The organism is Paraneptunicella aestuarii, assembly GCF_019900845.1.
Lineage (GTDB): Bacteria > Pseudomonadota > Gammaproteobacteria > Enterobacterales > Alteromonadaceae > Paraneptunicella > Paraneptunicella aestuarii.
This window is the reverse complement of the sequence record NZ_CP074570.1, coordinates 477537-501760: the sequence shown is the minus strand read 5'-3', so window position 1 is coordinate 501760 and position 24224 is coordinate 477537. Positions and strand designations below refer to the sequence as shown.

General features: G+C 44.2%; 22 protein-coding genes. 7 read left to right on the top strand and 15 right to left on the bottom strand.

Going from position 1 to position 24224, the window contains the following annotated elements; translation table 11 throughout:
* Nucleotides 1-2 precede the first annotated feature (2 nt).
* The 3 genes from hslV to priA form a co-directional block, all read right to left on the bottom strand.
* Nucleotides 3-527, bottom strand: a complete 525-nt coding sequence (gene hslV, locus KIH87_RS02115; RefSeq protein WP_232359893.1) for an ATP-dependent protease subunit HslV — start codon at nt 525-527, stop codon at nt 3-5.
* A 244-nt stretch (nt 528-771) separates the two neighbouring features.
* Nucleotides 772-1293, bottom strand: a complete 522-nt coding sequence (locus KIH87_RS02110; RefSeq protein WP_232359892.1) for an SPOR domain-containing protein — start codon at nt 1291-1293, stop codon at nt 772-774.
* Nucleotides 1294-1789: 496 nt separating this feature from the next.
* Complete coding sequence (priA, locus tag KIH87_RS02105; RefSeq protein ID WP_232361411.1) at nt 1790-4000, bottom strand: primosomal protein N'; 2211 nt, start codon at nt 3998-4000, stop codon at nt 1790-1792.
* Between the two features lie 252 nt (nt 4001-4252).
* Here priA and rpmE point away from each other — a divergent pair, with 252 nt between their 5' ends.
* From rpmE to KIH87_RS02080, 5 genes are all read left to right on the top strand, one after another.
* Nucleotides 4253-4465: a 50S ribosomal protein L31 gene (gene rpmE, locus KIH87_RS02100; RefSeq protein ID WP_232359891.1), complete on the top strand. Its 213-nt coding sequence runs from the start codon at nt 4253-4255 to the stop codon at nt 4463-4465.
* Nucleotides 4466-4855: 390 nt separating this feature from the next.
* The gene (locus tag KIH87_RS02095; RefSeq protein ID WP_232359890.1) at nt 4856-6112 is read left to right on the top strand and encodes a malic enzyme-like NAD(P)-binding protein; all 1257 of its coding nucleotides are present in this window, start codon (nt 4856-4858) and stop codon (nt 6110-6112) included.
* A 203-nt stretch (nt 6113-6315) separates the two neighbouring features.
* Nucleotides 6316-7071, top strand: a complete 756-nt coding sequence (locus KIH87_RS02090) for a substrate-binding periplasmic protein (protein WP_232359889.1) — start codon at nt 6316-6318, stop codon at nt 7069-7071.
* A 230-nt stretch (nt 7072-7301) separates the two neighbouring features.
* Entirely contained in the window at nt 7302-8444 is a 1143-nt protein-coding gene (locus tag KIH87_RS02085) for a phospholipase A (RefSeq protein WP_232359888.1), read from the top strand.
* A gap of 27 nt (nt 8445-8471) precedes the next feature.
* Entirely contained in the window at nt 8472-8852 is a 381-nt protein-coding gene (locus KIH87_RS02080) for a VOC family protein (RefSeq protein ID WP_232359887.1), read from the top strand.
* Between the two features lie 94 nt (nt 8853-8946).
* On the opposite strand, the gene KIH87_RS02075 is transcribed toward KIH87_RS02080, so the two are convergent.
* The 11 genes from KIH87_RS02075 to KIH87_RS02025 all read right to left on the bottom strand — a co-directional run bounded on the left by KIH87_RS02075 (nt 8947) and on the right by KIH87_RS02025 (nt 19058).
* Nucleotides 8947-9492, bottom strand: a complete 546-nt coding sequence (locus tag KIH87_RS02075) for a pesticin C-terminus-like muramidase (RefSeq protein WP_232359886.1) — start codon at nt 9490-9492, stop codon at nt 8947-8949.
* Nucleotides 9493-9585: 93 nt separating this feature from the next.
* A complete protein-coding gene (locus KIH87_RS02070; RefSeq protein ID WP_232359885.1) occupies nt 9586-9942 on the bottom strand; it encodes a hypothetical protein in 357 nt (118 codons plus the stop codon).
* Nucleotides 9943-10092: 150 nt separating this feature from the next.
* Nucleotides 10093-10716, bottom strand: a complete 624-nt coding sequence (locus tag KIH87_RS02065; RefSeq protein WP_232359884.1) for a DUF2589 domain-containing protein — start codon at nt 10714-10716, stop codon at nt 10093-10095.
* A gap of 28 nt (nt 10717-10744) precedes the next feature.
* Entirely contained in the window at nt 10745-11254 is a 510-nt protein-coding gene (locus tag KIH87_RS02060) for a DUF2589 domain-containing protein (protein WP_232359883.1), read from the bottom strand.
* Nucleotides 11255-11394: 140 nt separating this feature from the next.
* Complete coding sequence (locus KIH87_RS02055; protein WP_232359882.1) at nt 11395-12417, bottom strand: ligand-gated ion channel; 1023 nt, start codon at nt 12415-12417, stop codon at nt 11395-11397.
* A gap of 60 nt (nt 12418-12477) precedes the next feature.
* Nucleotides 12478-13641, bottom strand: a complete 1164-nt coding sequence (locus KIH87_RS02050) for an MFS transporter (protein WP_232359881.1) — start codon at nt 13639-13641, stop codon at nt 12478-12480.
* The gene (locus KIH87_RS02045; RefSeq protein ID WP_232359880.1) at nt 13638-14816 is read right to left on the bottom strand and encodes a type III PLP-dependent enzyme domain-containing protein; all 1179 of its coding nucleotides are present in this window, start codon (nt 14814-14816) and stop codon (nt 13638-13640) included. Before KIH87_RS02045 ends, KIH87_RS02050 begins: the two co-directional genes overlap by 4 nt.
* A 5-nt stretch (nt 14817-14821) precedes the next feature.
* On the bottom strand, nt 14822-15583 hold the full coding sequence (locus KIH87_RS02040) for a chemotaxis protein (RefSeq protein WP_232359879.1): 762 nt from the start codon (nt 15581-15583) through the stop codon (nt 14822-14824).
* An 81-nt stretch (nt 15584-15664) separates the two neighbouring features.
* Complete coding sequence (locus KIH87_RS02035) at nt 15665-16906, bottom strand: hypothetical protein (protein WP_232359878.1); 1242 nt, start codon at nt 16904-16906, stop codon at nt 15665-15667.
* Between the two features lie 83 nt (nt 16907-16989).
* On the bottom strand, nt 16990-17640 hold the full coding sequence (locus KIH87_RS02030; protein WP_232359877.1) for an RNA polymerase sigma factor: 651 nt from the start codon (nt 17638-17640) through the stop codon (nt 16990-16992).
* A 335-nt stretch (nt 17641-17975) separates the two neighbouring features.
* Nucleotides 17976-19058, bottom strand: coding sequence for a sigma-54-dependent transcriptional regulator (locus tag KIH87_RS02025; RefSeq protein ID WP_232359876.1), 1083 nt, complete (start codon nt 19056-19058; stop codon nt 17976-17978).
* A 413-nt stretch (nt 19059-19471) separates the two neighbouring features.
* On the opposite strand from KIH87_RS02025, the gene KIH87_RS02020 reads away from it, so the two are divergent.
* Both KIH87_RS02020 and KIH87_RS02015 read left to right on the top strand, forming a co-directional pair.
* Nucleotides 19472-22309: a protein kinase domain-containing protein gene (locus KIH87_RS02020; RefSeq protein WP_232359875.1), complete on the top strand. Its 2838-nt coding sequence runs from the start codon at nt 19472-19474 to the stop codon at nt 22307-22309.
* A 29-nt stretch (nt 22310-22338) separates the two neighbouring features.
* The gene (locus KIH87_RS02015; RefSeq protein WP_232359874.1) at nt 22339-22860 is read left to right on the top strand and encodes an ECF-type sigma factor; all 522 of its coding nucleotides are present in this window, start codon (nt 22339-22341) and stop codon (nt 22858-22860) included.
* 26 nt (nt 22861-22886) lie between these two features.
* Here the strand turns inward: KIH87_RS02015 and mltC are convergent, their stop codons facing one another.
* Nucleotides 22887-24083: a membrane-bound lytic murein transglycosylase MltC gene (mltC, locus tag KIH87_RS02010; protein WP_232359873.1), complete on the bottom strand. Its 1197-nt coding sequence runs from the start codon at nt 24081-24083 to the stop codon at nt 22887-22889.
* Nucleotides 24084-24224 lie beyond the last annotated feature (141 nt).

Below are 24224 nucleotides of genomic sequence, written 5' to 3'. Positions count from 1 at the left end.
TGTTAATAATCCAGTATTTCAATAGTTTGGGAATGGTTGGTGAAGACACAGATATCACCCGCTATGTTCAAGGCTTTTTCAGCCATTTCTTTAGCGCCCAAATCCGTATTTTCCAGCAAAGCGGTAGCCGCAGCCTGAGCATAAGGGCCGCCTGAGCCAATCGCGATCAAGTCGTTCTCTGGCTGGATCACATCACCATTACCCGTAATGATAAGTGACGCCGTTTCATCTGCCACAGCAAGCAAGGCTTCTAAGCGACGCAACATTCTGTCGGTACGCCAATCTTTGGCCAACTCCACGGCGGCTTTGGTAAGATGCCCTTGATGCTGTTCCAGCTTCGATTCAAAGCGTTCAAATAAGGTAAAGGCATCTGCAGTACCTCCAGCAAATCCGGCAAGAACCTTATCTTTATAAAGACGACGAACTTTTTTCGCGTTGCCTTTCATAACGGTATTACCAAGTGAAACTTGACCATCACCCGCCATAACAACCTGATTTCCGCGTCTTACTGAAACAATAGTAGTCACGATATTTCCTTTCTGGATAAGATGTCCGGAGCCTCAATATGAAAGGCGACGACATCTATGTTCAAATTTGATTTCCCTGTTGTGGGGGTGGATTATGGGTTTTCAACCCCAAATGAAATGACTTCAGGCAGGATTGTTTAAAGAATAAATTTCAGAAGTCGCGATAAAAGAAGATGAAGAGAATGTAAAGAGCAGATACGGAATGACCTGCATAGCCATTCCGTTTTGTTTGTATTCTAGAAGCTTACCAGATACGGCAGGTTGTCATGCCTGCTCGTTGCAGTTTATGGCGGTCACGCTCAGCGTTTCGTTTACTGTCATAAGGCCCAAGCACGACGCGATGCCATTTGCCATTTTGACCATCGCTGGTTTTCACTTGCGATTCCAACCCTTGGAAAGCAATTTTGGCACGCATTTCTTCCGCTTGAGCAACCGTTCTAAACGAACCACACTGCATTACATAGGTTTTACCTGAATTTGGAGCATCAGGCACGTCAACTTCAACCGTATTATTAGGATCGGGCAGAATTTTCATGAACTCCCATTTTTCTTTGGGCGGATCAGGTAAAGGCTCCACTTCCTTAACGGTAGGCTGACTTTGTAACTCTACTTCATCTTTCTTTTCATCCCGAATGAACCATAAAAATACAGCAAAGCCCACTACCAAAAGCAGTGTAATAATCGTTCTAATCCAGGGAAATGGTGGGCGAGGTGGAGGCTGAGCTTTCTTGGCCTGACCGCGTCCAACGTAATCTTTCGGTGCCATAATCTGTCGTTATCTACTGACCAGTGCGCAATTCTACTGACAGAAAAGCGCAGGTAAACAGTTGAATGTTAAAAATGTGAACTATTCAGATATAAGTCAGAGAAAAAGTTAAATATATATTGAAAATACCCTCGCCATTCCCAATCGATTTCGGAATCTCATACACAATTAACAAGATGCTGAAACAAGTTCAGCATGACGACATGAAATATGACGCTGGATGAAAACTGGCAGTGAGTATAGATAAAAGACTCGTCATTCCGAATTTATTTCGGAATCTCATGCCAATTAACAAGATGCTGAAACAAGTTCAGCATGACGACATGAAATATGACGCTGGATGAACTGGCAGTGAGTATAGATAAAAGACTCGTCATTCCGAATTTATTTCGGAATCTCATGCCAATTAACAAGATGCTGAAACAAGTTCAGCATGACGAGTACAGACTAAACGAGCGACTGATAACGAAGCTGGCGGCACAAATAGCATCAACAATCAGTAAAACTCTTGAGGATCAATATCCACAGACCACCTCACCTTACTCGCCAACGGGTGACTTTCCATCATCGCCAATTGCCTTTGTAATGCTTCGTGGAGTGGAGCTCTGCCCTGGCTTTGCAAAATCAATTGAAAACGGTAGCGCCCCTGACGTTTCTCTAATAAAGCGGGTAAGGGGCCAATGGCTTGCAATGTGGCTTGATCCTGCAATGGTGTTTCCCGAAAGCTTCGGCACAAGCTCAATAGAAAATCGTAAGCAGCTTGCTTTTCCGCAGATTCAGCGCGAATCAGCACCTGATAGCTAAACGGCGGTAGGTTCGCATGTTGCCGCTCTAACAACAGCTGTCGGGCAAAATGTCCGTAGCCATTGTGCAGCAAATCTTCTATCAATGGATGCCCGGGATGATGAGACTGCAACCACATTTCACCCGGTTTACTTGCCCTTCCTGCTCTTCCAGCAATTTGAGTAATCAACTGTGCCAGCTGTTCGGCACTGCGATAATCTGCGCTAAACAAAGCCCCATCAATATCCACCACGACAACGAGGGTAACGTTAGGAAAATGATGTCCTTTCGCCAGAATCTGCGTGCCAATCAAGAGTTGATGTTCACCGCTTTGAATATCGTCCAGAATTTGATTCAAACGGCTTTTGGCGCGCATGGTGTCGCTGTCGATACGAATGGCAGAGTATTGCGGGAACATTTGCTGAATGCCTTGTTCCAACTGCTCAGTTCCCATGCCCAGTGGCGCAATGTCTTTACTGTGGCACTCGCTGCACTGACGAGGTAAACCTTTGCTATGACCGCAATGATGACAATGCAACTGGTTCATTTGCTTGTGCATGGTATAAGGACGCTCGCAATGACCGCATAACTCAACGTGTCCACATTCGTGGCACAGCAAAGCTGGCGCATAGCCTCGTCGATTCAGGAAAATCAGTACCTGATTACCTTGCTCTAAATGATGCCGTATCTGCTTGATGGTTCCTGGAGCTAAACCAAATTGCAATGGCTGCTGACGTAAATCCAGGGTATGAAAATGGGTATGCAATGCATTACCCGCACGCTGGTGAAGTTGAAAGTGGCGATATCGTTTCTGGCGAGCATTGTGCAAACTTTCCAAAGATGGCGTTGCTGAACCAAGCAGCAGCGGTATATTTAACTGCTTTGCTCGCATGACCGCCATGTCACGCGCATGATAGCGCAACCCATCGGCCTGCTTATAGGAACTGTCATGTTCTTCATCAATAATGATCATGCCCAGTTTGTTAAAAGGCGTGAACACGGCTGAACGCGTGCCGATGACAATGCCCAAATCCCCGGCTTTTGCTCGCTGCCAAACCGACAAACGCTCGTTATCCGTCATGCCTGAATGCAACACACCCACTTCGATTTGAAAGCGATGCTGAAAACGGCTCACCGTTTGCGGCGTTAATCCAATTTCTGGAACTAATACCAGAACCTGAACACCCTGCATTAGAATTGGCTCAATCGCTTGCAAATACACTTCGGTTTTGCCGCTTCCGGTTACACCTTCGATCAAACTAACACTAAATTGCTGCGTTTGTTGTTTCAACGCACTGATCACCACCGCCTGTTCTTTTGAAGCAAAGGGCTTGTCGCTGACTTCAATATGCTGCGCCCAGTCACAACTTAATGCTGGAATGACCTGTAATGATTCAATAAAAGCTTTTTTGCGTAATCCGGTGAAGATTTGAGGTGAGTAATGCTCTCGCAATAAGGACTCGGGTTGCCGACCTTGCTGCAATTTTTGCAACAATTGCTGCTGTTTGGCAGCGCGTTTAAGTGAATCCAGATCGGCAGACATTCCTTCATCTGTCGCTTGCCAATAGGTCAACCCAGGGCGTTCATTCGCTTCACCTTTACGTAACCTTGCTGGAATCGCGGTAGTCAACACTTCACCAATAGGGTGATGGTAATACTTGCTCGCCCAGTTCAATAACGTAAACAACGCCTCGTCGATAACCGGTTCATCATCCAATAATTTGCGGATTGGTTTGAGCTTATCTATTTGCCATTCAGACTCTGATTTGGTCGCAACAACAATTCCAATCAGCTGGCGATGACCAAAAGAAACGGCAACACGAGAACCGATGTTAATCACATCACAAAGAGATTCAGGACAGAGGTAATCAAACACTCGACGCATGGGCACGGGAAGCGCGACTTCAAGAATAGAATTTGCCATCACGACGTAGCGTTAACTCCATAGATCACTCATAACTGACTTAAGCACAAAAAGTTTGTTATTTGTGCTGAAAAAAACAGCATTTCAGGCTTGAACAAGACTGGCGGATACATTAATATGCGCGCCTCTTTGCGGCAAGCCCGCAATAGATGAATTTTACGTTCCAACCGAGGTTGGGACAATTGAATTTAACAACGTATGGTGGCCAGCTTCGGGCGGGTTAGCGATACGGCCTTAAGTCAGAGGTTTCCCATGAAAGAAGGTATCCATCCAGAATACAACGAAATTACTGCAAACTGTTCTTGCGGTAACGTTATGAAGATCAACTCAACTTTGAACAAAGACTTGAACCTGGACGTATGTTCTGCATGTCACCCGTTCTATACTGGTAAGCAGAAAATCGTTGATACAGGTGGTCGTGTTGATCGCTTCAAGAAACGTTTCGGTGCGCTTAAATCTAAATAAGCTAAAACTGATAAAAACGTATTCAGAAAAAGCATCCTTCGGGGTGCTTTTTTCATTTTATTAACATTGTTTTTACTTTCTCTCTGGCAATCTTTTGATTCTCTTCCAATTTTCTCATCTGGTCAGAGCTCTTTAATTGGTAACATATTTAACCCATTTCACAGCAAAAGACAGCACGTTCAAGATAGTATAGAATGTCTCTCGGCAAGCGTAAGAAAATGGCGTTCTCAAGGCGTTTTCATTTTTTTAACTAACTGTTAAAGTGCCTCGGGAAGTGGCACAAATTAGGCTCAATATGGAATTTGAGTGTGAGCATGGAAAGCCTGGTGCAAAAAGCAAACATAAAAACCCTACCTATCAACATCAAATTAGTATTAAAAGGCTCGACCTATGTCTGATATAAAAGCTAAAGCTTTGCACTATCACGCTAACCCTGTACCCGGGAAAATTAGTATCGCCCTCACCAAACCAGCCGAAAGTGCCCAAGATCTAGCTCTCGCTTATAGTCCTGGCGTTGCCGAACCCGTGCGAGAAATCGCGGCAGATCCAGACGCAGCATACAAATACACTGCAAAGGGAAACCTGGTTGCTGTTATTTCCAATGGCACAGCCATTTTAGGTCTGGGAGATTTGGGGCCTCTTGCCTCTAAGCCCGTTATGGAAGGGAAAGCATTACTGTTCAAACGGTTTGCCAACCTCGATGCCATTGATATCGAAGTAAAGCATGAAACAACCCAAGAATTTATTAACACTGTTGCCAATATCGCCGACACATTTGGCGGTATAAATCTGGAAGATATCAAAGCTCCTGAGTGTTTTGAAATTGAGCAAGCGCTGATTGAACGCTGCAGCATTCCAGTATTTCATGATGATCAACATGGCACAGCTATTGTTACAGCAGCCGGTTTATTGAATGCTCTGGAAATTCAGGGTAAGTCGATCCACGATTCGGTGATTGTATGCCTTGGTGCTGGCGCTGCAGCCGTTGCCTGTATGGAAATGCTGGTGAAATGTGGTGCGCAACGTGAGCATATTTACATGCTGGATCGCCAGGGTGTGGTTCATACTCGTCGTGACGAGCTCCCGCCGCACAAGCGCTTGTTTGCCAACAACACTGACAAACGCACTCTTGAAGATGCCCTTGAAGGCGCTGACGTGTTTGTTGGCGTATCAGGCCCGGATTTACTGCCACCAGAAGCGCTTAAATTAATGGCTCCAAACCCTGTGGTTTTCGCCTGTTCCAATCCGGATCCGGAAATCAAACCATCGCTAGCTCACGAAGCGCGTAGCGACATCATTATGGCAACAGGCCGTTCTGATTATCCCAATCAGGTAAACAACGTGCTTTGTTTCCCATTTATTTTCCGAGGCGCGATGGATGTTCGAGCCAGAGTAATCAATGATGAAATGAAGCTCGCGGCAGTAGAAGCTATACGCAATATCGCTAAAGAGCCTGTACCAGCAAAAGTCCTGGAAGCAGCTCAGGTTTCCGAGTTAACTTTTGGTAAGGACTACATCATTCCCAAGCCAATGGACACTCGTCTTTGTTATCGTGTAGCCAAAGCCGTTGCTGAGGCAGCTATTAATTCTGGCGTTGCCTCTATCACTGAATTACCCGCTGATTATTTGGCTGACATGCGAGGCTGAGACTAATTCAGATTGAGATTCGAGCCGTTGCAGCATGAGTGTTGCTACGGCTTTTTTAATCAGTTTCATTGCACACACTTCCTCTCAATTTTCTGCAAATATCTAATTGTTACTTTCACCCTCATAATATTTTCTGAGAATCTGCCCTTTCCTGAAAAACCGACTATAGTTAATTTAAATTATGGAAAATGCTGTAGTAGAAGATGTTCAAAATCATCGCTTTATTGTTCCTTTATTTATCCGTCTATTTCTTGCCGCAAAACAGTGCAGAAGCCAAACCACAAAATATTCCAGTTTATATTTATCACTTAAAACCACCATTAGTGGTGAGTGCACATGAAAAAACGGGGGTTTACTATGACATTGAACGCTACTTAAATAGCCATATTGCCGAATATAAATTCGAGACTGTTTATATTCCCAGAAAACGCATCGACCTGATGCTGGAACAAAAAAAACTCGATGGGATTGTATTAGGAGTAAACCCGGTCTGGTTTCAAGATAAAGATGAAGACAAATACCTGTGGACAGCTCGAGTGCTCACTGATCGCGATGAAATAATATCGCTACGAGATACTCCTATTGAATATTTCGATCTTGATTCACTGAAAGGAAAAATCGTCGGAGGGGTGAGAGGCTTTTATTATCACGGCATTAACGAACTGGTAAATGACGGGGCGATAAAGCGTGTAAACACTGCCAGCGAACTGGATTTATTCGACCTGTTACTTGCCAAACGTATCGACTTCGCCGTCATTAGCCGCTCTACCTTTGACTATATCATTGGCAAGCAAAAACGACATATGTACTTCCATTTGTCTAAAAAGCCCCATGACATCTTTGACCGCCGTATTTTGGTTCCTCATAGCAGGAAAGACGTTTTTGAGGTCGTCGCCCCAGTCATCGACCACATGGCATTCGACCCAGAATGGCAAAAACTTGAAAAACAGTATCGTTAGCACATTGCCTGATATTGTCATACCTGAAACACTTAGCATTATCAGATATCCAATATTCTATCCGTGAACTTAGATGAACTGACCGCACAAATGGAATTACATTCAGTATGCGGTACACTTCTACAAGCGCGGCATCATTTCACCTGTATCCTCTGGTATCGTTATTATTAAATGCCGACTACCCAGGTCATTGAGTGACTAAAACCTATTTGAGTGAGAGACCTATCTCTATGCAAATCAAGCAACTTTCCTTTTTATCTCGGCTTTCGGCGATGCTGCTTTTATTCTTCGTTGTAGCAACGGCTCGTTCCCATGCAGAGCCATTAACCTTAAAACAAACTTCTGACGCACAAATTCAGTGTGTAATGAATCAGTATAAAATGGGACAGGGCACGTTAACGCTTACAGACATCCGCAAGCTATGCGAACAGCCCAAACCCAAAGTTAAAACCATTGCCAGAGAAAATCCAGCATCTGATAATGCGCAAAAGGAACTTGCCAATAATCCTGCTCAAACTTCGCTATTGGATTCATTAGCAGGATCTACTGCGCCAGTAAAAACAGGGGCAATTTCCGAGCGTATGTTGAAGGAATCGCAAACCGAATTCGCCCCTTACGTGATTACACCGCACAAGATGAATTACATCTTGCCTGCGATCACTACTAGTAGAATCCACAAAGAGGCCTATTCCGAAAAGAACGAATATCAGGAAAACCTGGAAGATATCGAAGCGAAGTTCCAACTCAGTCTGAAAGTACCTTTAAACACCGACAGTCTTTTTATTGAGAACGATGGCCTGTATTTTGGTTTCACTCTGCAAGCATGGTGGCAGATATACGCCGACAACATTTCCAAGCCATTCCGCGAATCGAATTACACACCGGAACTATTCTATATAGCACCACTCGACTGGCATCCTTTTGGTGGCAATACTGGCTTTGTTGTAGGGTTTGAGCATCAGTCGAACGGAAGAACCCAGGAGCTTTCCCGAAGTTGGAACAGAGTGTATGGACATTTTTTGTATGAAAAGGATGACTTTGCCTTATCTCTTCGCCCTTGGTATCGAATGCAAGAGGAAGAAAAAGAGTCGATTCTGGATCCCAGTGGCGACGACAACCCGGATATCAATGATTACATGGGGCACTTTGAATTAGGCATGGTATATAAATGGAGTGACATGCAATTCAGCTTCTTAGGCCGCCAAAACTTTGCTACTCACAAAGGCGCCGCCGAAATAGGACTCACCTTTCCTATTTGGGGTAAACTTCGAGGTTATGCCACAGCTTTTACAGGCTACGGCGAGAGCCTTATTGACTACAACTACAGTCAAACACGTTTTGGCATTGGTATCGCCTTAAACGATGTTTTATAGAAACTAAAACAATGACAGAGAAACACTATGAGCCAATCAGACATGCCATCTAAAGAGCACGAAAAACTCGATTATGTTGAATTCCCGGCAAGGGATATTCCTGCAACCAAAGCCTTTTTTGAGCAGGTGTTCAACTGGCAATTTACTGATTATGGCCCGGACTACACCGCGTTTGGCAACCAAGGATTAGATGGCGGATTCTTCAAATCGGATCAGCACAGCAGCCAGGCCAATGGCGGTGCGTTGTTAGTTTTCTTTAGTGACAAAATTGAAGACACGCAAAGCAAAGTAGAACAATTTGGTGGCGCAGTAACTAAACCCATCTTTGACTTCCCGGGTGGTCGACGTTTTCATTTTACAGAACCTAGCGGCAATGAATTCGCGGTGTGGGCTTATCCTGCGGAGTGAATCGGAAAGCAGAAACAAACAATGCCGGGTAACCGGCATTTCACTGCAATTCTGTTATACATATATGTCGCAGCTTCAAGATTGAGAAAATGATTTAGACACGATGAACAATCCGCTCCAGCAACTGAGCTTCCTTATGCCTTCTTGTGCCATATCGGTCACCAAAATCTCGTAAATTGGCCAATGCTTCTTGCCATTTTCCCGATGTCACTTGTCGCCAAAAATTCGGGGTTCTGGTTGCCAGGTTGCCGTATTGAAAAGCGACGGAAGCCACAACAGTTTGGCACTCATCGGGTAAATCATCAAAATCCGTTTTCGCACCACTTTCTTGCCACAACTTTCTCAGACGCTGTTCGGCCTGGGTATGGCTAAACTGATTAATCTCAGCTTCTTCCTGCTCACTGATTTCCAAAGGAAGGGCATGAATGCATGCTAGTGCTTCCTGCTTTTTCAAACTGGCATAAGGCAATAGCTTACTTGCTAATTCAGGAGAAAATGCCCGCTTTATTTCGTATTCATCACATTGCCCAATATCAAAGCTACAGGCAATGGTCACTCCCGACTGACTCCCATCGGGATCGGGAACATAGCCACGACGTCGACTTCCTTCCAGTTCAGCAATAAACGTAAAATCAATCATAACGACCTCTTCTTTTACCAAGAGATTTTAAGAGTTGAGAAATGGGATTATTCCTGTTCATCAAGCGCATTTCTGAAAGACTTATCCACTACCTCAAACAAACCGACCAACAATGTCCTCAACCTTATCTGGATCGATTTCATACTGGGGTTTACGACTCTGTTCTTCGGTGATCCATAACGGCACTTTCTTAAATCCTATGTGATAAGCCACTGATTCCAGTACGACCTGATGCTCACCAATTCGTATCACCGAGAAGCTACGCTCTATGCCAATAATTCTTCCTTTGGGATATTCACTCAAGCAACGATTAACAAACGCCATTTGCTTTTTGCTTTCCGAAGGTTCAGGAATTCGATCCGGGGTCGTTGCTCCCACAACCACCCGCTCAATGTGCCCCACTTCAGTGATATCGAAGGTATTGAGTTCACCACTCCCATGTCCAAACATGTTACACCCCACAACTTATAAACAATCAACATCTTGAAGCAAATGGCTTAAATGCACCGGCTTCATGTCACCAAAACAGAAAGCCCGACAGCGTGCCGTCGGGCATGATTATAACGATCCACATCCTGACTCGATGTTTTCTGCCCGATTCTAAACTGGTGCAGCCACAGCGGCAGGCTTAGCGTTCACAGGTACGGGAGCAATAGACTGCTGCAGAATATCCAGAACTCTGGATAGCCCTTCTGGTGTACCTTGAGAACGAGCCCTGACACTCACATCATATTTGGCCGAATTGTCCGAAGAGCGCTGGCTTTCCTTGCTGGAAGAAATGGAGCCTTGTGCAGTCACTTTGACACTAAATGGCCCAATACCACCACCCGCTTCAAGCTCCATGGAGGCTTGCTTGTCATCTCGTGTTTGTTCACTAAAAGACGATTTCACTTCCATCATGAAGTTCACATCCACTTCCGTTACTTGTAACGTAGGTACTGTCACAATAGAGATGAATGGCACTTCAACCGTATATTTGGCTTTCACCAGTTCAACTGTACCATCCGGGTTTTCCTGTTGCTCCGGCTTTTCAAAAGAAAAGGGAACCATGCGCACAGTGCTCAGGTTATTGGCATCTTTCACAAAACCAACGGTTTCGATGAAGTCAGACGTTGCCTTCGCTAAGGAAATTTGCGCATCACAGGCTGCGGTCAGCGGCGCCCCAATTAGTTGTCCCATTGGCAAACCGCCAAACTGGTCTGACATTTTCACAAGTTCAGTCATAATATCTCCTCGATAATCATCGACTTAGTTAAAAAAGCTTAAGAAGTTCATTCTGTAATTTCAGATAAGCTTCTGTGGGTTCACCACTTTCAAACTCAATTTCCATGCTGGCCGTTCGACTACGCCGCTTGGAATCACCAGTAAACAAATCCGTTGAAAGAATCTTTTTAATGCGCTGACCAGCCTGGGCACCAAGACCCGTATTTGCTCCACTAACATCCTGCTCTTGCAGTTCAACGCCCCCCAACGCAATTTCAAACTTGCTGACCAATCGCTTGATCTTGATAGGGTTGTTTTGCATTAGCGTGAGCATGGGAACATTGATTTCGCGCTCCGCGATTTCGCCTCGGGCGCGCTTTTGGTCTGCATCCGGCCCAAAAGCAGGGACTCGGAAAGAGACCATTTTTGGCCTACCGTTTTCATCAAACCATTCATAGATGTTATCTAACGTTTGACGTTCTATTTGATCCTGAGCATCGGCAATCGAATTCATGATTGCCTCTACCAGATTTTGTAGAGATAAATTTGCAGAAGCCATAACGAACCTGCCTTATTGCCGGGTTAAGTAAAATCACACTAAAAGAATGAAGTAACTGCTTGAATTCAAGCGGCGGGTTAATGAACGTACGCTCAAGAACCCAAAATGCGAGAAGAAAGATAGAACAAGGTTAAAAACGCTTAAGCGAACACCGTTATCCATGAAAATGACAACAAATGAGCCAGATACGCAGAACTCAAACCAAACCAGCACACCGTAATCCAGCGATTCAACACCAATAATTTATGCCGGGATGCCGCTCTTGATGCCTCTGTCGCATAGGTTTTATGTAAGCTGGTATGCGTCCAGATACTCATCAACATCGCCATAATAAGGTTAGCCAGGGTCACAATTTGAAAGTGATCAGCCAGCACCAGATAGGTGGTATAGGGCAACAAATTCGACAACGTGAATGAGTTGGACATGGCCGCAAACAACGCACCAATGCAAATATTCAACAAATCCTGCATATTCATGACCGAAGCCAACCTATTCCAGCAATTTGATGCATAAACCAGTATGGTTAACAACCAGGCCAGAATAAAGCCGATAAAGATAACAATGAATAGCCGATTCCCCTCTCTTTCCAGCGTCAATTGCATTTGCAAACGGCTGTATTCCGGCTTGTCTGTTGCAGTAAGATTCGGGTCGCCAAAGGTGGTTCCATATTGATGTTTGGTACTTGCGATAACGATATTGCGTAATGTCCACCCATGAGGCAGCCTAGCCTGCTCAACCCCACTGGGAAGCTGATCGGCAAGGAATCGAAAGTCGCTTCCCGTTTGCTGATTATCTTCAATATCAATCGTTAATACTTGCTGATCGAAAGGGTAATCATTGATATCCCACTCGCCACGGATCACAGCCTTCATCTTGATAGAATCAAAAAACTGATTACCACGATGTTCCCGTATGTGAGATACGATTCGATATGACTTGGCATTGATAACCTCTGTCCTTTCCCATGGTAGGTAGGACTCATTTTCATGAATGAACCAAATCCAGAATTGCACATCGAACTGTTCTTTTTGAAAGTCGATATCGTAAATTTCAGTGGCATAAATACCACTTTTGACATAAGACACATCTTGTTCCTGAGCCACACTCAGGTTGACCTGACAAAGCCATATCAATGCGAATAAAGCCACTGATTTTAAGTCCATTGCCAGCACTCCAAAGCATAAGGGAAACATTATCCAGATCGTTTCGAAATAGGCTAAATTCTAACGAATGGGATAGCGCGTAAGTGCATAGGCAAAATATGCCAGACATGCCGCCATCAATACGTACACCAAAGCGTCCCCCCCAATCAGGGTAGTGAATAGTCCGGTCAGTATTAGCCCGATAATTCCGCCAATATTTTCCATCAGTGTATAGGTGCAACTGGACACCAACAGGCCGTCTTGCTCACACAGTTCGGAAATCAGTGCCAACGCCACAGAATATATGGCTCCCATAAATCCGCCCCAAATAAACAACAAGGTCACGGCATAATAGAAATGGGTAATGGCAATCGGGAGAAACGAGACACAACTCATACTGACCATAATGCACAGAACGATCATGTACTTTCTGTCCACTCTGTCAGATATTGCAGCAATCGGTAACTCCAGCATAAGAGCACCCAGAATAAATGCCGAAAACAGGTAAGGTGCGTCATCCAATTGATTATCCAGGCCATACAGCACTAAAAATCCGGTACAACTAAAAAAGCAACATCCCGTAGTGACAATAGCCAACATGGCACCTTTAGTACGCCGATAGCAATCCACAAACGAATAGGACTCAATGGTCTGGCGATGCGGTGCCGAACGATAAATCATCATCACAGGCAATGTACCCAATACGCCAAACAACAAAATCAAACCCGACGCATTATTGAGTTGCCATTGCTGCAATAACGGAAAGTAGGTTGCCATGCTCAAGAGCTCGGCTTGAAAATACGGCCCCACCGCCAAACCAAGGGAGATCGCTGTAGCGAATATCCCCAGCACCATTCCCTGGTTGCCAGAAAACATTTGAGAACAATACTGACTGCACCAATACTGGTACAAAGTGATTTGTCCCCCACCAGCAATGCCCAGTAAAATGATCGCGCCTCCCCAAGTCCATACGCTTGAATACTGCATCAGATTAAATGCAATACCTTTGATGGGCAGCATTAACGCCAACCAATACAAAGTCCCCTGGAAGCGCAGCATTGCCGGTAAAAAGAAGCAGAACACTACGACCAGAAACGGCTCAAGGGACAACAACGCACCGATAATATGTTCATCCTGAAACATGGATTCCAGTTTCACCGGAATGAAGATAACCGAAATCGACATGGCAACACTGACCAAAAAGCCACTCATAGCCAGGATCAGAACCGGGAGAATCCTCATCATAATCTATGCTCCTCTGAACCGGGATATTTCACAGGTAGCGGGGTAAAACCATTGAAAAACGCAGTGGCATAACTGGAACTGTACGCTCCACATGAGAGAAACCAGACCGGGTCACCTTCGCGCAAGTGTTTAGGTACGGCAATTTTATGTTGCCCTTTGTTGATAACATCATCGCTATCACAGGTTGGTCCGGCCAAGATCGCTGGTACGTGCTCCGATGCAGCGGAGTGTCCGGGAAAATGCAACTCATATTGCAATGCATCGGCTTCATATAATCCGTTAAAACGTCCGGCGCTCAAATACAGCCAGAACACCTTGTCACCGTTGGCACTTACGCGCTCAGAAAAGCGCACTACATGACACCTCAACACTCCAAAATCAGCAACAATACTACGCCCTGGCTCCATCATAAAATGCAGTGATTTCCCGCCAACATGGCGTAATTGTTCAATACCCTGCTGGATAAACTGCACGGTTAATGGCCAATTGGTCTGCATTTTCTCGCCATTAGGGTATTTGTAACCTGATGCGGGAAGCCCACCACCAAGATTAAAATAAAGAGGTTGAATTCCTGACATCAGTAGTTGATGTTGTAGCAACGCCAGCTGATCAAAAGTGCTTTTCCACACTTCGGGCAGCAACTGCTGCGACCCCACATGAACAGAAATACCCGCAGGAACCAGATTCAATGCCTTGGCTTTAATTAACAGCGATACGGCGTCTTCCGGTGAACAACCAAATTTATCTTTCAGCCCCCAAAGAGCTCCTTCACCCGTACCATAAATGCGACAAAATACCCGACTACCACGGGCAAACTGCGCAATATTCAGTAAATCTTCAACACTGTCGGTAACAAAATCCCGAATTCCTCGACGATACGCATACTGAATGCTTTTTGCCGATTTAATAGTATTGCCAAAATGAATTCGCTCTACACTAACTCCGGCTCTCAACGCCAAATCCAACTCCTGAACACTGGCAATATCAAACCCCATCCCGGATCGCGCTATGTGATTAAGCAACACGGGCTGTGGGCAGGCTTTAATGGCAAATCGAAAATCCACCTCTGGCAGTACATCCTGCAACTCTGCGCAATGTATCGCCATGCGCTCAAGGTCATAACCAATACAGTCATCGCGTATGTTCGACATCCACTCTGAAAACTTACTCGACATGAGGGTTATTCCTTCCGAAGAAAATTAATCAACTGCATTCGGTTTTGATGCACAACCTGGCAAAAACGCCTTAAAAACCAGATAAAACACGCCACGATAAAGGCAATAAAGACGCTCACTGCGGAGGTGCGTACAAAATGACGCTGAATGGGATAGAGCCGCTTTCGATATCCTTCTGCACTTAAATCAAGTCCTAACATGCCGTACATATTTCCCTGCTCGTCAAGCAGTGGTGTGAAGCTGCTGAAATGTTCTCCCCATTTGTCCTGATAAGGATGTTCAGTAACGGTATATTGCTGTGCAGCGAAGGCTTGTCGTAACTCATGGGGGGGCGATTCATACTTTTCCATTAAAAACGCCTTGTCTTCCTGACCATCATGATCAATGTCACCCGAAGGCGTGGGGTCAAGCACAAACAAAATATCTTCATCTCGCCGTACCATGGTGTAAACATTGACGATTTCCTTACTTCCCTGAAGCACTTTTGCCAATGGAACCAACGCTTCACGATATGCCTCAGTGTACTGCTGTTCCCGCGCAGTTAATGACTGGTGCAACGATGGTTCAATGAATTTCACCAATGCCTTACTCAACAGCATCAAACCGTCATTAATTTCGCCCTTTTGTGCTTCCAATGCTTTTTGGTACAAAAAATAGTTAGCATGGGTGGTAGCAATCAAAATCAGAATGCCGATAAAAATCGCTTCTCTTAAAGGGCGAAATTGATATGCAGGGGGATTTAACGATAAAGAGGTTTTACTTGGCATTTTCGCTCCAACATATTCACTCCAAGAGCACTGGAAACGACCGCCTTCCGAGGTTGGCAGTCAAGGCTATGCACCAGTAAACTAGTTTCGGTACTGCAATAGCATGTTGTAGTTATCTGCAATTTGTTTTGCAAGGTCGTTAAGACGCCCCACTTCTGTATCGAAGTATTCCAACAACATGCCATCAATTTCGACAGGAATGGCAGCAGCGTTAACAGCCACTTTTGTCGCAGCATCCGAAATGCTGTTAAACAGGTCTTTAATGCCCGTCATACCGCTCATTTCTAAAGCCGCGCCAACAATATTATTGGCAGCAGTCAAACTATCGACCGTTTGACGCACACTGATATGGGCAACCTTATGACCCCAGCGCTGATCATTGAGCTCTTTCAATACAACCCGTCTGAAATTGGAAATAATTGCCTGCATCAAGGCCAGTTTTTTCAATTCAGCATACACAGGATCATTAGGCTGTCTTGTATCAATAGTAATAAACCCGGGGGTTGCAAGCAGCTCTTGCTGCGTTTTCAATGCATCCTTTAAGGACTTTTCAACCGTACTGGTAAATGCATCATTGACATCAATAAACAATCTACCAAGGCGCATTGATTGCAGCTTGTCGCCAAGATGTCCTTCGCCCAGCTTTTGATGGAGTTTCTCCATTTCTTTTGTAGAAATCTCTTTAGTCCATCCCGCACCTTTGGCGCGAGTAAACTTAAGCACCTTATAATGGGACTGGGGACTATCACTTTTCCCCGTTGCACCCAACGCCAAAATTGCTGCTTTTAACTCATTCAAGAATCTTGAATCTTTTAGACTCTCAACATTACTAACAATTTTTGAACTCTTCTCAGTGCTGGAAAGTTTGGAACCATTTTCAGAAATGTCATTGATAAGTTGCGTGATTTCCAGAAAGGATTTCGCCGCATTTGAAAACAACCAGTAATCGACTAATTCCGATTTACTACTAACATCGTCAGGACACACACCCGCTGCCCAGGTAAACCAACCAGCTCCGATATTTGTTGAGCGATCAGTGTTTACATCAAAGTAGTAGTCACCATTCTCTTCGACGATGTTCAAATCTGCAATCTGACAATTGGTATACCATGTGGTACTGGCAGGATCTTCGTCACTTTTACCTCGATGAAATTCCACCAAACGGTGAAACGTTTTTACCAGATCCTTACTCAATAATGATTTGTTATCGCTATCAATTTTGGCCACCGTCGTCTCAATAGCCTTATATTCATCAGATTTCATCAATCCAAGATACGCATTCAAAAAATTGAGCGTTTTTTGGCTGATCGTAAGTTCACTCATAAATCACCTTTTTCTATTTAAATTAATTTCAACAACACAGAGTCTGTCGCTTACAAACGGATACCCCGTACATTTTGTTCCAATTATTTACTCAGATAACGGTGGATTGATGGATAAACTCGTTTTCTAAAACGAAAAATAACCTTGCGAACTTGCGCTTCAGTGACACTTTGTTCTATACCAATTTCCCTATAAGATTTGTCTCTAAAGAAAAAGTCAAAGACGATATTTTTATAGTCTTTCGGTAAGCGTTTTATTGCCCTTTTGATGAATATGATGGCTCGATCATTGAGGGTGCTATTAAACAGATCATCCCGTGAAAATTCCGGGTCATTTTCCAAACTCAGGCAAAACCGTAAATGACAATTGTTACGTCGCAATTGGTCAAAATAAGTGTGCCGGGCAATGCGAAATAACCAAGCTTGCAAATTATCGGAATGTTTAACATTAGGCAGGTGTTTATGAGCCACTAACATGGTCTCACTACACAAATCTTGAGCATCATGAAAATGCTGTGTTAGCCGGAAATAACAGTAACTAAAAATCTTCTTCTCCAACCCTAACCATAACAGCCAGAATTGCTTCGACACACTGGCATTATCACTTGTATCACCATCAACGGTATCGCTTGATGGATGAACGATGTGATGAGAAAGATGTTGGTGTGTGTGAAGATCAGTATGATGCCCAAAAGATGCGCTGTTCTCGTCAAAACCATGTTGCATATCAAACATTGGGATAACCTCTTTATTCATGTGTAAACGAATCAGTCCTTGACGTTTAGCAACGTGAATACCAATAGCTATCCTATTGTTTATTAATACATTTTCACTTACCCCATGCTGTTTTGCGTACCCCGTGACGCGGGATTCAGCAAGTCTGCGTCAATCCTCACGCAATCAACAGGTTCGACTTGCAGGACAAAAAGAAAGCCAATGAAGAAACAGACTCAAACAGACAGGTTCTGTAATAATGAGAGGGACTCTTTGAATTAATAGACGGCATTGATAGATGAGAATGACAAACGTCATTCCCTGCGAGTTAAGGAGCGAGTGAACTATCGCGTCAGTTATCGCCCGATAGCGTGTTCAAACTCTTCTATACGCTCTAACTCTTTACGAAGCTCTCGCTGATAGGTTCGATTTAATATTGCCTTTTCACGCCCAAAAAGCTGATATACAAGCTTTTTATCCATCAATTTTGCCAAAGCAACGTTTAGTACATGAGCCTTAAAGGTATCTGCAAGACTCAAACACAATTTTTTCTGCTGCGTATCTTTTTTCATCGCAAGCTCAACGAAAAGCTCTGCGGTTTTCCACATTGAGCACTGGAGGTTTTTCTCAATAGAATCGCCACTCATACCGCGTGAATCCAGCATACTGGAACCATCCATCATTAATGCCTGGGTAATATGTGTATCATCAATGCAATAGTGTTTCGCTGCCGGACTCTTTACCTGATTTTCTGAACGACAGATTGCATCGGCTCTACGGACAATAGTGTCCAGTTGTCTAAGATTGCCCGGCCAAGGACAATGCTCCAGTCGTTGTTTCGCAGAAGAACTCAAAGTAACATGACGGTCGCTTTGATTTGTTTGCAAGCAGCGATGCAGCATGTATTCTGCCCAAGGCACAATTTCATCGGGTCGCTGTGACAGCGGTAACAAATTCACGGGTAATACATTGATCCTGTAGTACAAATCCTCTCTAAACCGCCCTTCCCTGACCAAGGTTTGTAAATTGGCATTGGTACCAATAATGAAGCGGATATCAGCCTTGCGTAAAGACTCACGATCACCCAATGGCTGGTAATATCCACCGTCCAACAACTGCAATAATCCGGCCTGCGCTTCCATGGACAACTTATCAATCTCATCAATAAACAAGGTACCTTCCATGGCTCTCCCCACTGCTCCAGGATTTGATTGCATGGCTCCGGTATACGCGCCTTTCTTCCATCCAAACAGCGCCCCCATTTTCATTTCATCCGGGATCGTCGCCAAATCCAAAACCTCAAAGGCACCATATCGACGTTTTGAATTGGCATGACACCATCTTGCCAACCGTGATTTACCCACGCCAGAATCGCCTTTAATCAGTAGGGTTTCATGAGACATGGAGAAGGTCTTCAATAAAGGAAGCTTTTGTTGCAAATCCCTTCCAATTACAGGTAATAAACTATCTCTAGATATAAAGCTTTCAAACGTAGATTGAATCACATTCATCACTTTCCCCGAGTATTTCATTCCCATTGACGCTTCAATAGCGAATAAACATTTAGCCTTTTGGGTTAAAGCGAGATTGGTTGGCAAAACCGCCAAAAAAAGTTAATTTATTTTCACAGCAAAAATTGGAGTGGTGGTAAAAAGGAGAATATAGAATCGCTGTAAACAATGGAAAAGCCTTCATAGAAAAGGTTAAGACGTTGAAATACTGATAGTTCTCTTATAAGCATTCCCATTCAACGACGGGCCCTGTTCACACTCCAGTATTGCGGCAGATTCGGCGTTATCCAACTCGTGATCTCTGCATTTTCTCAATTAAGACAAATAAACAGGATTGATGGATGAATTCCACGACTGATATTAAACGTCTTCAGTTTGTATTTGAGAAAGTCATGCAAGTTGAAGAATCGTCACGCCAGACTTTTGTAGAAAATGAATGTGATGGCAATCCAGCCTGTATTCAAAAAGTCATGAAGATGGTTTCATTTGCCATCAGCAATCAAGATCTTATCCTCGATACTGTCAGTAAAGTCGCTAATGAAATAGGCCAGGAAGCCTCGTTAGTGGGTACACACATTGACAAATTCAAACTGACCCAACGCCTTGGTCATGGTGGTATGGGTGATGTCTATCTTGCAGAGCGAAGCGACCATGAGTTTCAGCAAAAAGTCGCCATCAAAATTATTCGCGATGGCTTACACCATCAATCTGTACACACGTTTTTTCAAAGAGAAAGACAAATTCTGGCCGACCTCAATCATCCCAATATCTGCCACCTGCTCGATGGCGGAACCACATCGGATGGAATGCTCTATTTCGTCATGGAATTCATTGAAGGCATTACCATTACGGAATACTGCCAGAACAACAATCTTAGCCTCCAGGAACGGTTGTCGCTGTTTATTACCATCTGCCACGCTGTGCAATCAGCCCATCAAAAACTAATCATACATTGTGATATCAAGCCCGATAATATCCTGGTTACACAGGAAGGCATCCTCAAATTACTCGATTTTGGTATCGCGAATCTAACCACCACCGAAACCGTGGCCGACTGGAAACAGCAACACATAGCAATCAGCTATTCCTATGCCAGCCCGGAAGCCATGGCTCAAATACCTCCCAGTACCGAAAGCGATGTCTTTTCACTGGGCATATTATTATTTGAATTGGCAGTTCAGCAGCACCCTAACCATCTGTCAGAAGAAACCCTGACAACTCTGAAAAAATATCGCCACCAGAAGCCAACCAAGCCATTACTTAATCGAATTCAACAGGGTTTGAGTGATGCCTCAGCACACATTACATCACCACAATTACGTGCCATTTTTAGTAAAGCAACCCACATCGACCCATTGTTGCGTTATCAAACCGTCAATGAATTGAAAACCGACATTGAACGATATTTGGCGAAATACCCTGTACTCGCCACATCTACAACCCTGTTAACCCGATTTTGTCTCTGGGTACGACGCCAAATGTGGTTAGCTGGAGCATTATTGTCCATTTTGGCGTTATCGGTTCTTTGGGGATATCGGGAAGTGAATCTTCGACAAACCGCAGAAACCGAAAGTTTGAAATACCAAAAGACCACTCAGTTTATTGTGAATCTATTCAAAAAAGCTGACCCTAACTACAGTCAGGGGAGGCAATATAGCGTTAAAGAATTACTGGATAATGGTAGAGAGGAACTCAACAAACAACCCTCCCTTAATCCGGTTCTGGATATCTCCATCAAGCTCACAATAGCCAAGGCCTATGAAGCGCTCGGGGAATATACGGTTGCGGATGAACTGTATAAGGAACTACTCTCTCAGGAGCAGAAAGCCGAATCCCCCAATTGGGAAAATGTCGCTGAAATATATAGTATGCTTGGTGACAACGCTCGCAAAAATTCACAGTTTGAAATTTCGCGACAATGGCAAAACCAAGCCCTCGACAGTCTGACTCACATTCACAGCAATACTCAAAGCCACTCCAAGGTTTATAACAATTATGGTGTTCTGGAATTGAATACCTCAAACTATGTGTCGGCACAAAAATGGTTTGATCTGGCTGATCAGTCTGCCGCTGAATTTGCAGACGCCCTACAGGAAAGGCTGATTGTTATCAGACACAATCAGGCCATGACATCGGGTGAGTTAGGAATGTTGCAAAAAGCGATAGCTCAATATAAGGAAGTGTTAAAAATAAAAGAACAACTGTTTGGAAAGGTACACCCGCGATATATCACCACCTTGGGCAATCTGGTGCATATCTATTTGGACAACAACGCTCCGGAAACAGAATCCAGTATCAATGAACTGACAAATCTGGTGACAACCATTTATCAACCCGACAATAAAAACGTCCTTTGGGTAAAAAGTCGTCAGGCGGCCTTTCTGGTAAAAAACGGCAAATATAGCCAGGCAGAAGAAATCTATCAGAATATCATTCAACAGGAATATGCTGTCAGAGGTTCAACACTCAATTACGCGCGACACAGCAACGACCTGGCCAGTCTCTATTTGGAGATTGAGCATTATGAGCAAGCCTGGCCACTCCTTGAACTCAGCCTTGATATTCGAACGCGAAACTTGCCAGAAAATCATTGGGATCTTGGAGAGTCACGAATCAATCTGGCTCATATGCTTATTCACCAGAACCAATACCAGAAAGCCGACATAATATTGCAACAAGTATCAGACAACTACGCGAAAGAAAGCAATAAAAATGGGTTGATCGCCACTTTACACATGCAAACTCACCTTGCACTGATAACCAAAAACATCGTATCGGCCAAACAACATATCGCTCAAAGCGCAGTACACCTGAATGCATCTCAAATGCCTGCCAATAGCCCAATACGAATAGAACAATTGAAATATGAAGCCATGCTTGCCTATGTAATGAACGATTACCTGAAAGCACAAAAGGCCGCTCAACAAGCCTTGACCATGACCCGTAAATTAGCCTTTTATTCGCCACTAAACAGCGCAAGATTAACTCTTATCAACAACGATATTTCGCTCATGTTAGGCGCGGATGCCTCTCTTGTGGCAGCTAGCATCTCAAATGCCCGTGCAATCTTGCTGACAACATTACCAACAGACTCAGCCAGTATCCGTTATGCTGACGACTTGTTAAATAATCCACACCGCCCCCACTCACTGACTTCATTGTTAGTACAACTTCCCTGAATATTAAAAAAGATGTAGAGGTACTAAGTATGACAGGCAATGCGACAAATCTGCTAATACGCTGGCAAAATGGCGATCAACAAGCACTGGAACTGCTGACCGAGCTGTTATATACACAGCTAAAAAGCATTGCTCGCTATCATTTGGGAAAAGAGCGCCACGACCATACACTGCAAGCCACCGAACTCTTGCATATTGCGTTCGAAAAGTTGATGGGCCTGGACGACGTGGATCTCAAAAGTAAAGCGCATTTTCTCGCCATTGGCTCAAATATCATGCGACGGATCCTGGTCGATCACGCACGAACCAAGTTGACCCAGAAACGACACACAGCCTCATCAAATCTGAAAAACAATGTGGACATATCCGGTGAATACACCAATATCCTACACATCGACCAGCTAATGACACAGCTGGGCGAAATAGACGAGCGTCAAAGTAAGCTTGCGGAATTATTCTACTTTGGCGGACTCAGTCATGAAGAAGCAGCAGAAACGCTGGGCATTTCAGTGCGCACGGTTCAACGAGAATTGCAAATGGCACGAGCCTAGATTAACTCTGAATTAAGCACTGCAATTTAACGATATTTTTCCTGATATTGCATGACCTTTTCCAGATAACGACGCGATTCGGCTCGGGGGTGTTTTTGAGTCAAGCGCCAATATACCTGACTTGAAGATAAACCATTAATCACCGATGGCGCATGCTTACGATTATTCGAGAAGGTTTTAAACACATTTCCCGCACCACCGTTGTAAGCTGAAATAACCGCATATTCCCTGCTCTGATGATTGTTTAAATCATCCAGATAAATATCATCAAGAATGTGCAAATAAGCCGTTCCAATATCGATGTTGTCCTGCGGACGAAACAACACTGAACGAGTGGGTTGGTCATTGCGTTTCTTAATACGCGTATAAACATCCTTGCCAGCGGTTTTGGGTACAACCTGCATCAGCCCATAGGCATTAGCAGGGCTCACAGCGAACGGATTAAAACTACTCTCGGTTTCAATAATGGCGTATATCAGCGCAGGAGGAACCTGATATTTGGCAGAAGATTCCAGCACATACTCGGAATATTTCTGTTTTCTTAGTTGATGATGGTTCTGCACCATCGGGAAAGTGACGGAATATCGAGTGCCTTTACTTGTCTCACTGCGTTGCTGGTGGTGTTTTATCAGATACTCAGCAAAACGCTTGGCGCGCCATTCATAGCGAATCGCCTTCCCCTCTTGATCCAGAACCTGCCCGTAAAGATAGGGCTGACCTGAAAAATTAGGTGGTGTGTCCGTAAAAATATCGGTTTCGGCGGGGTCATCGGTTGTCAGTAATGTGGTCACAATGGCTTGCTTTAACTGGCTATCAGGCGCTTTACCATTCAAGGTTTCAACAGTGATGCTGCCTGAATCAAAGTCGACTAATGCGCGAGAGCGGTAGTGATCCGTGTATTTCACATACTTCTTACGAGAGGGTAAGTTAACATTCTTTTCTCCCCAGACTTTTCCCGCATTACCTCGTAGCTGCTCAAATAATACTGTCAGGTTTTGAACATCTCGCACAAGTGCAGTCGGGTCATTTTGATATTGATGCTTTTTCTGGCGAGCAAAACTTTCAGCAGCCTGTTCTACATTTCGACCTTTTGCAGCCTGCGCTAACATGCGTCGGTCGGTTGTAGTACAGGCATTCAAAACCAGTAATGCTATTGCCGCAATGCACAAATAACACAATAGTTTTCCAGTGAGGGATTTAGTCAGGCTTTTGGCCAGAATCATAGATAGCTCTATAAGGAATTTACATTCCATTATGAAGTCATTTAGCCTTTATTTTCCATAATAAAGTGGTTTATCGTCAGAATACTGCACCAATCTATGGATGCAAAAGCTCACTCTCTACTTCACACCAAAGCAGCAGAT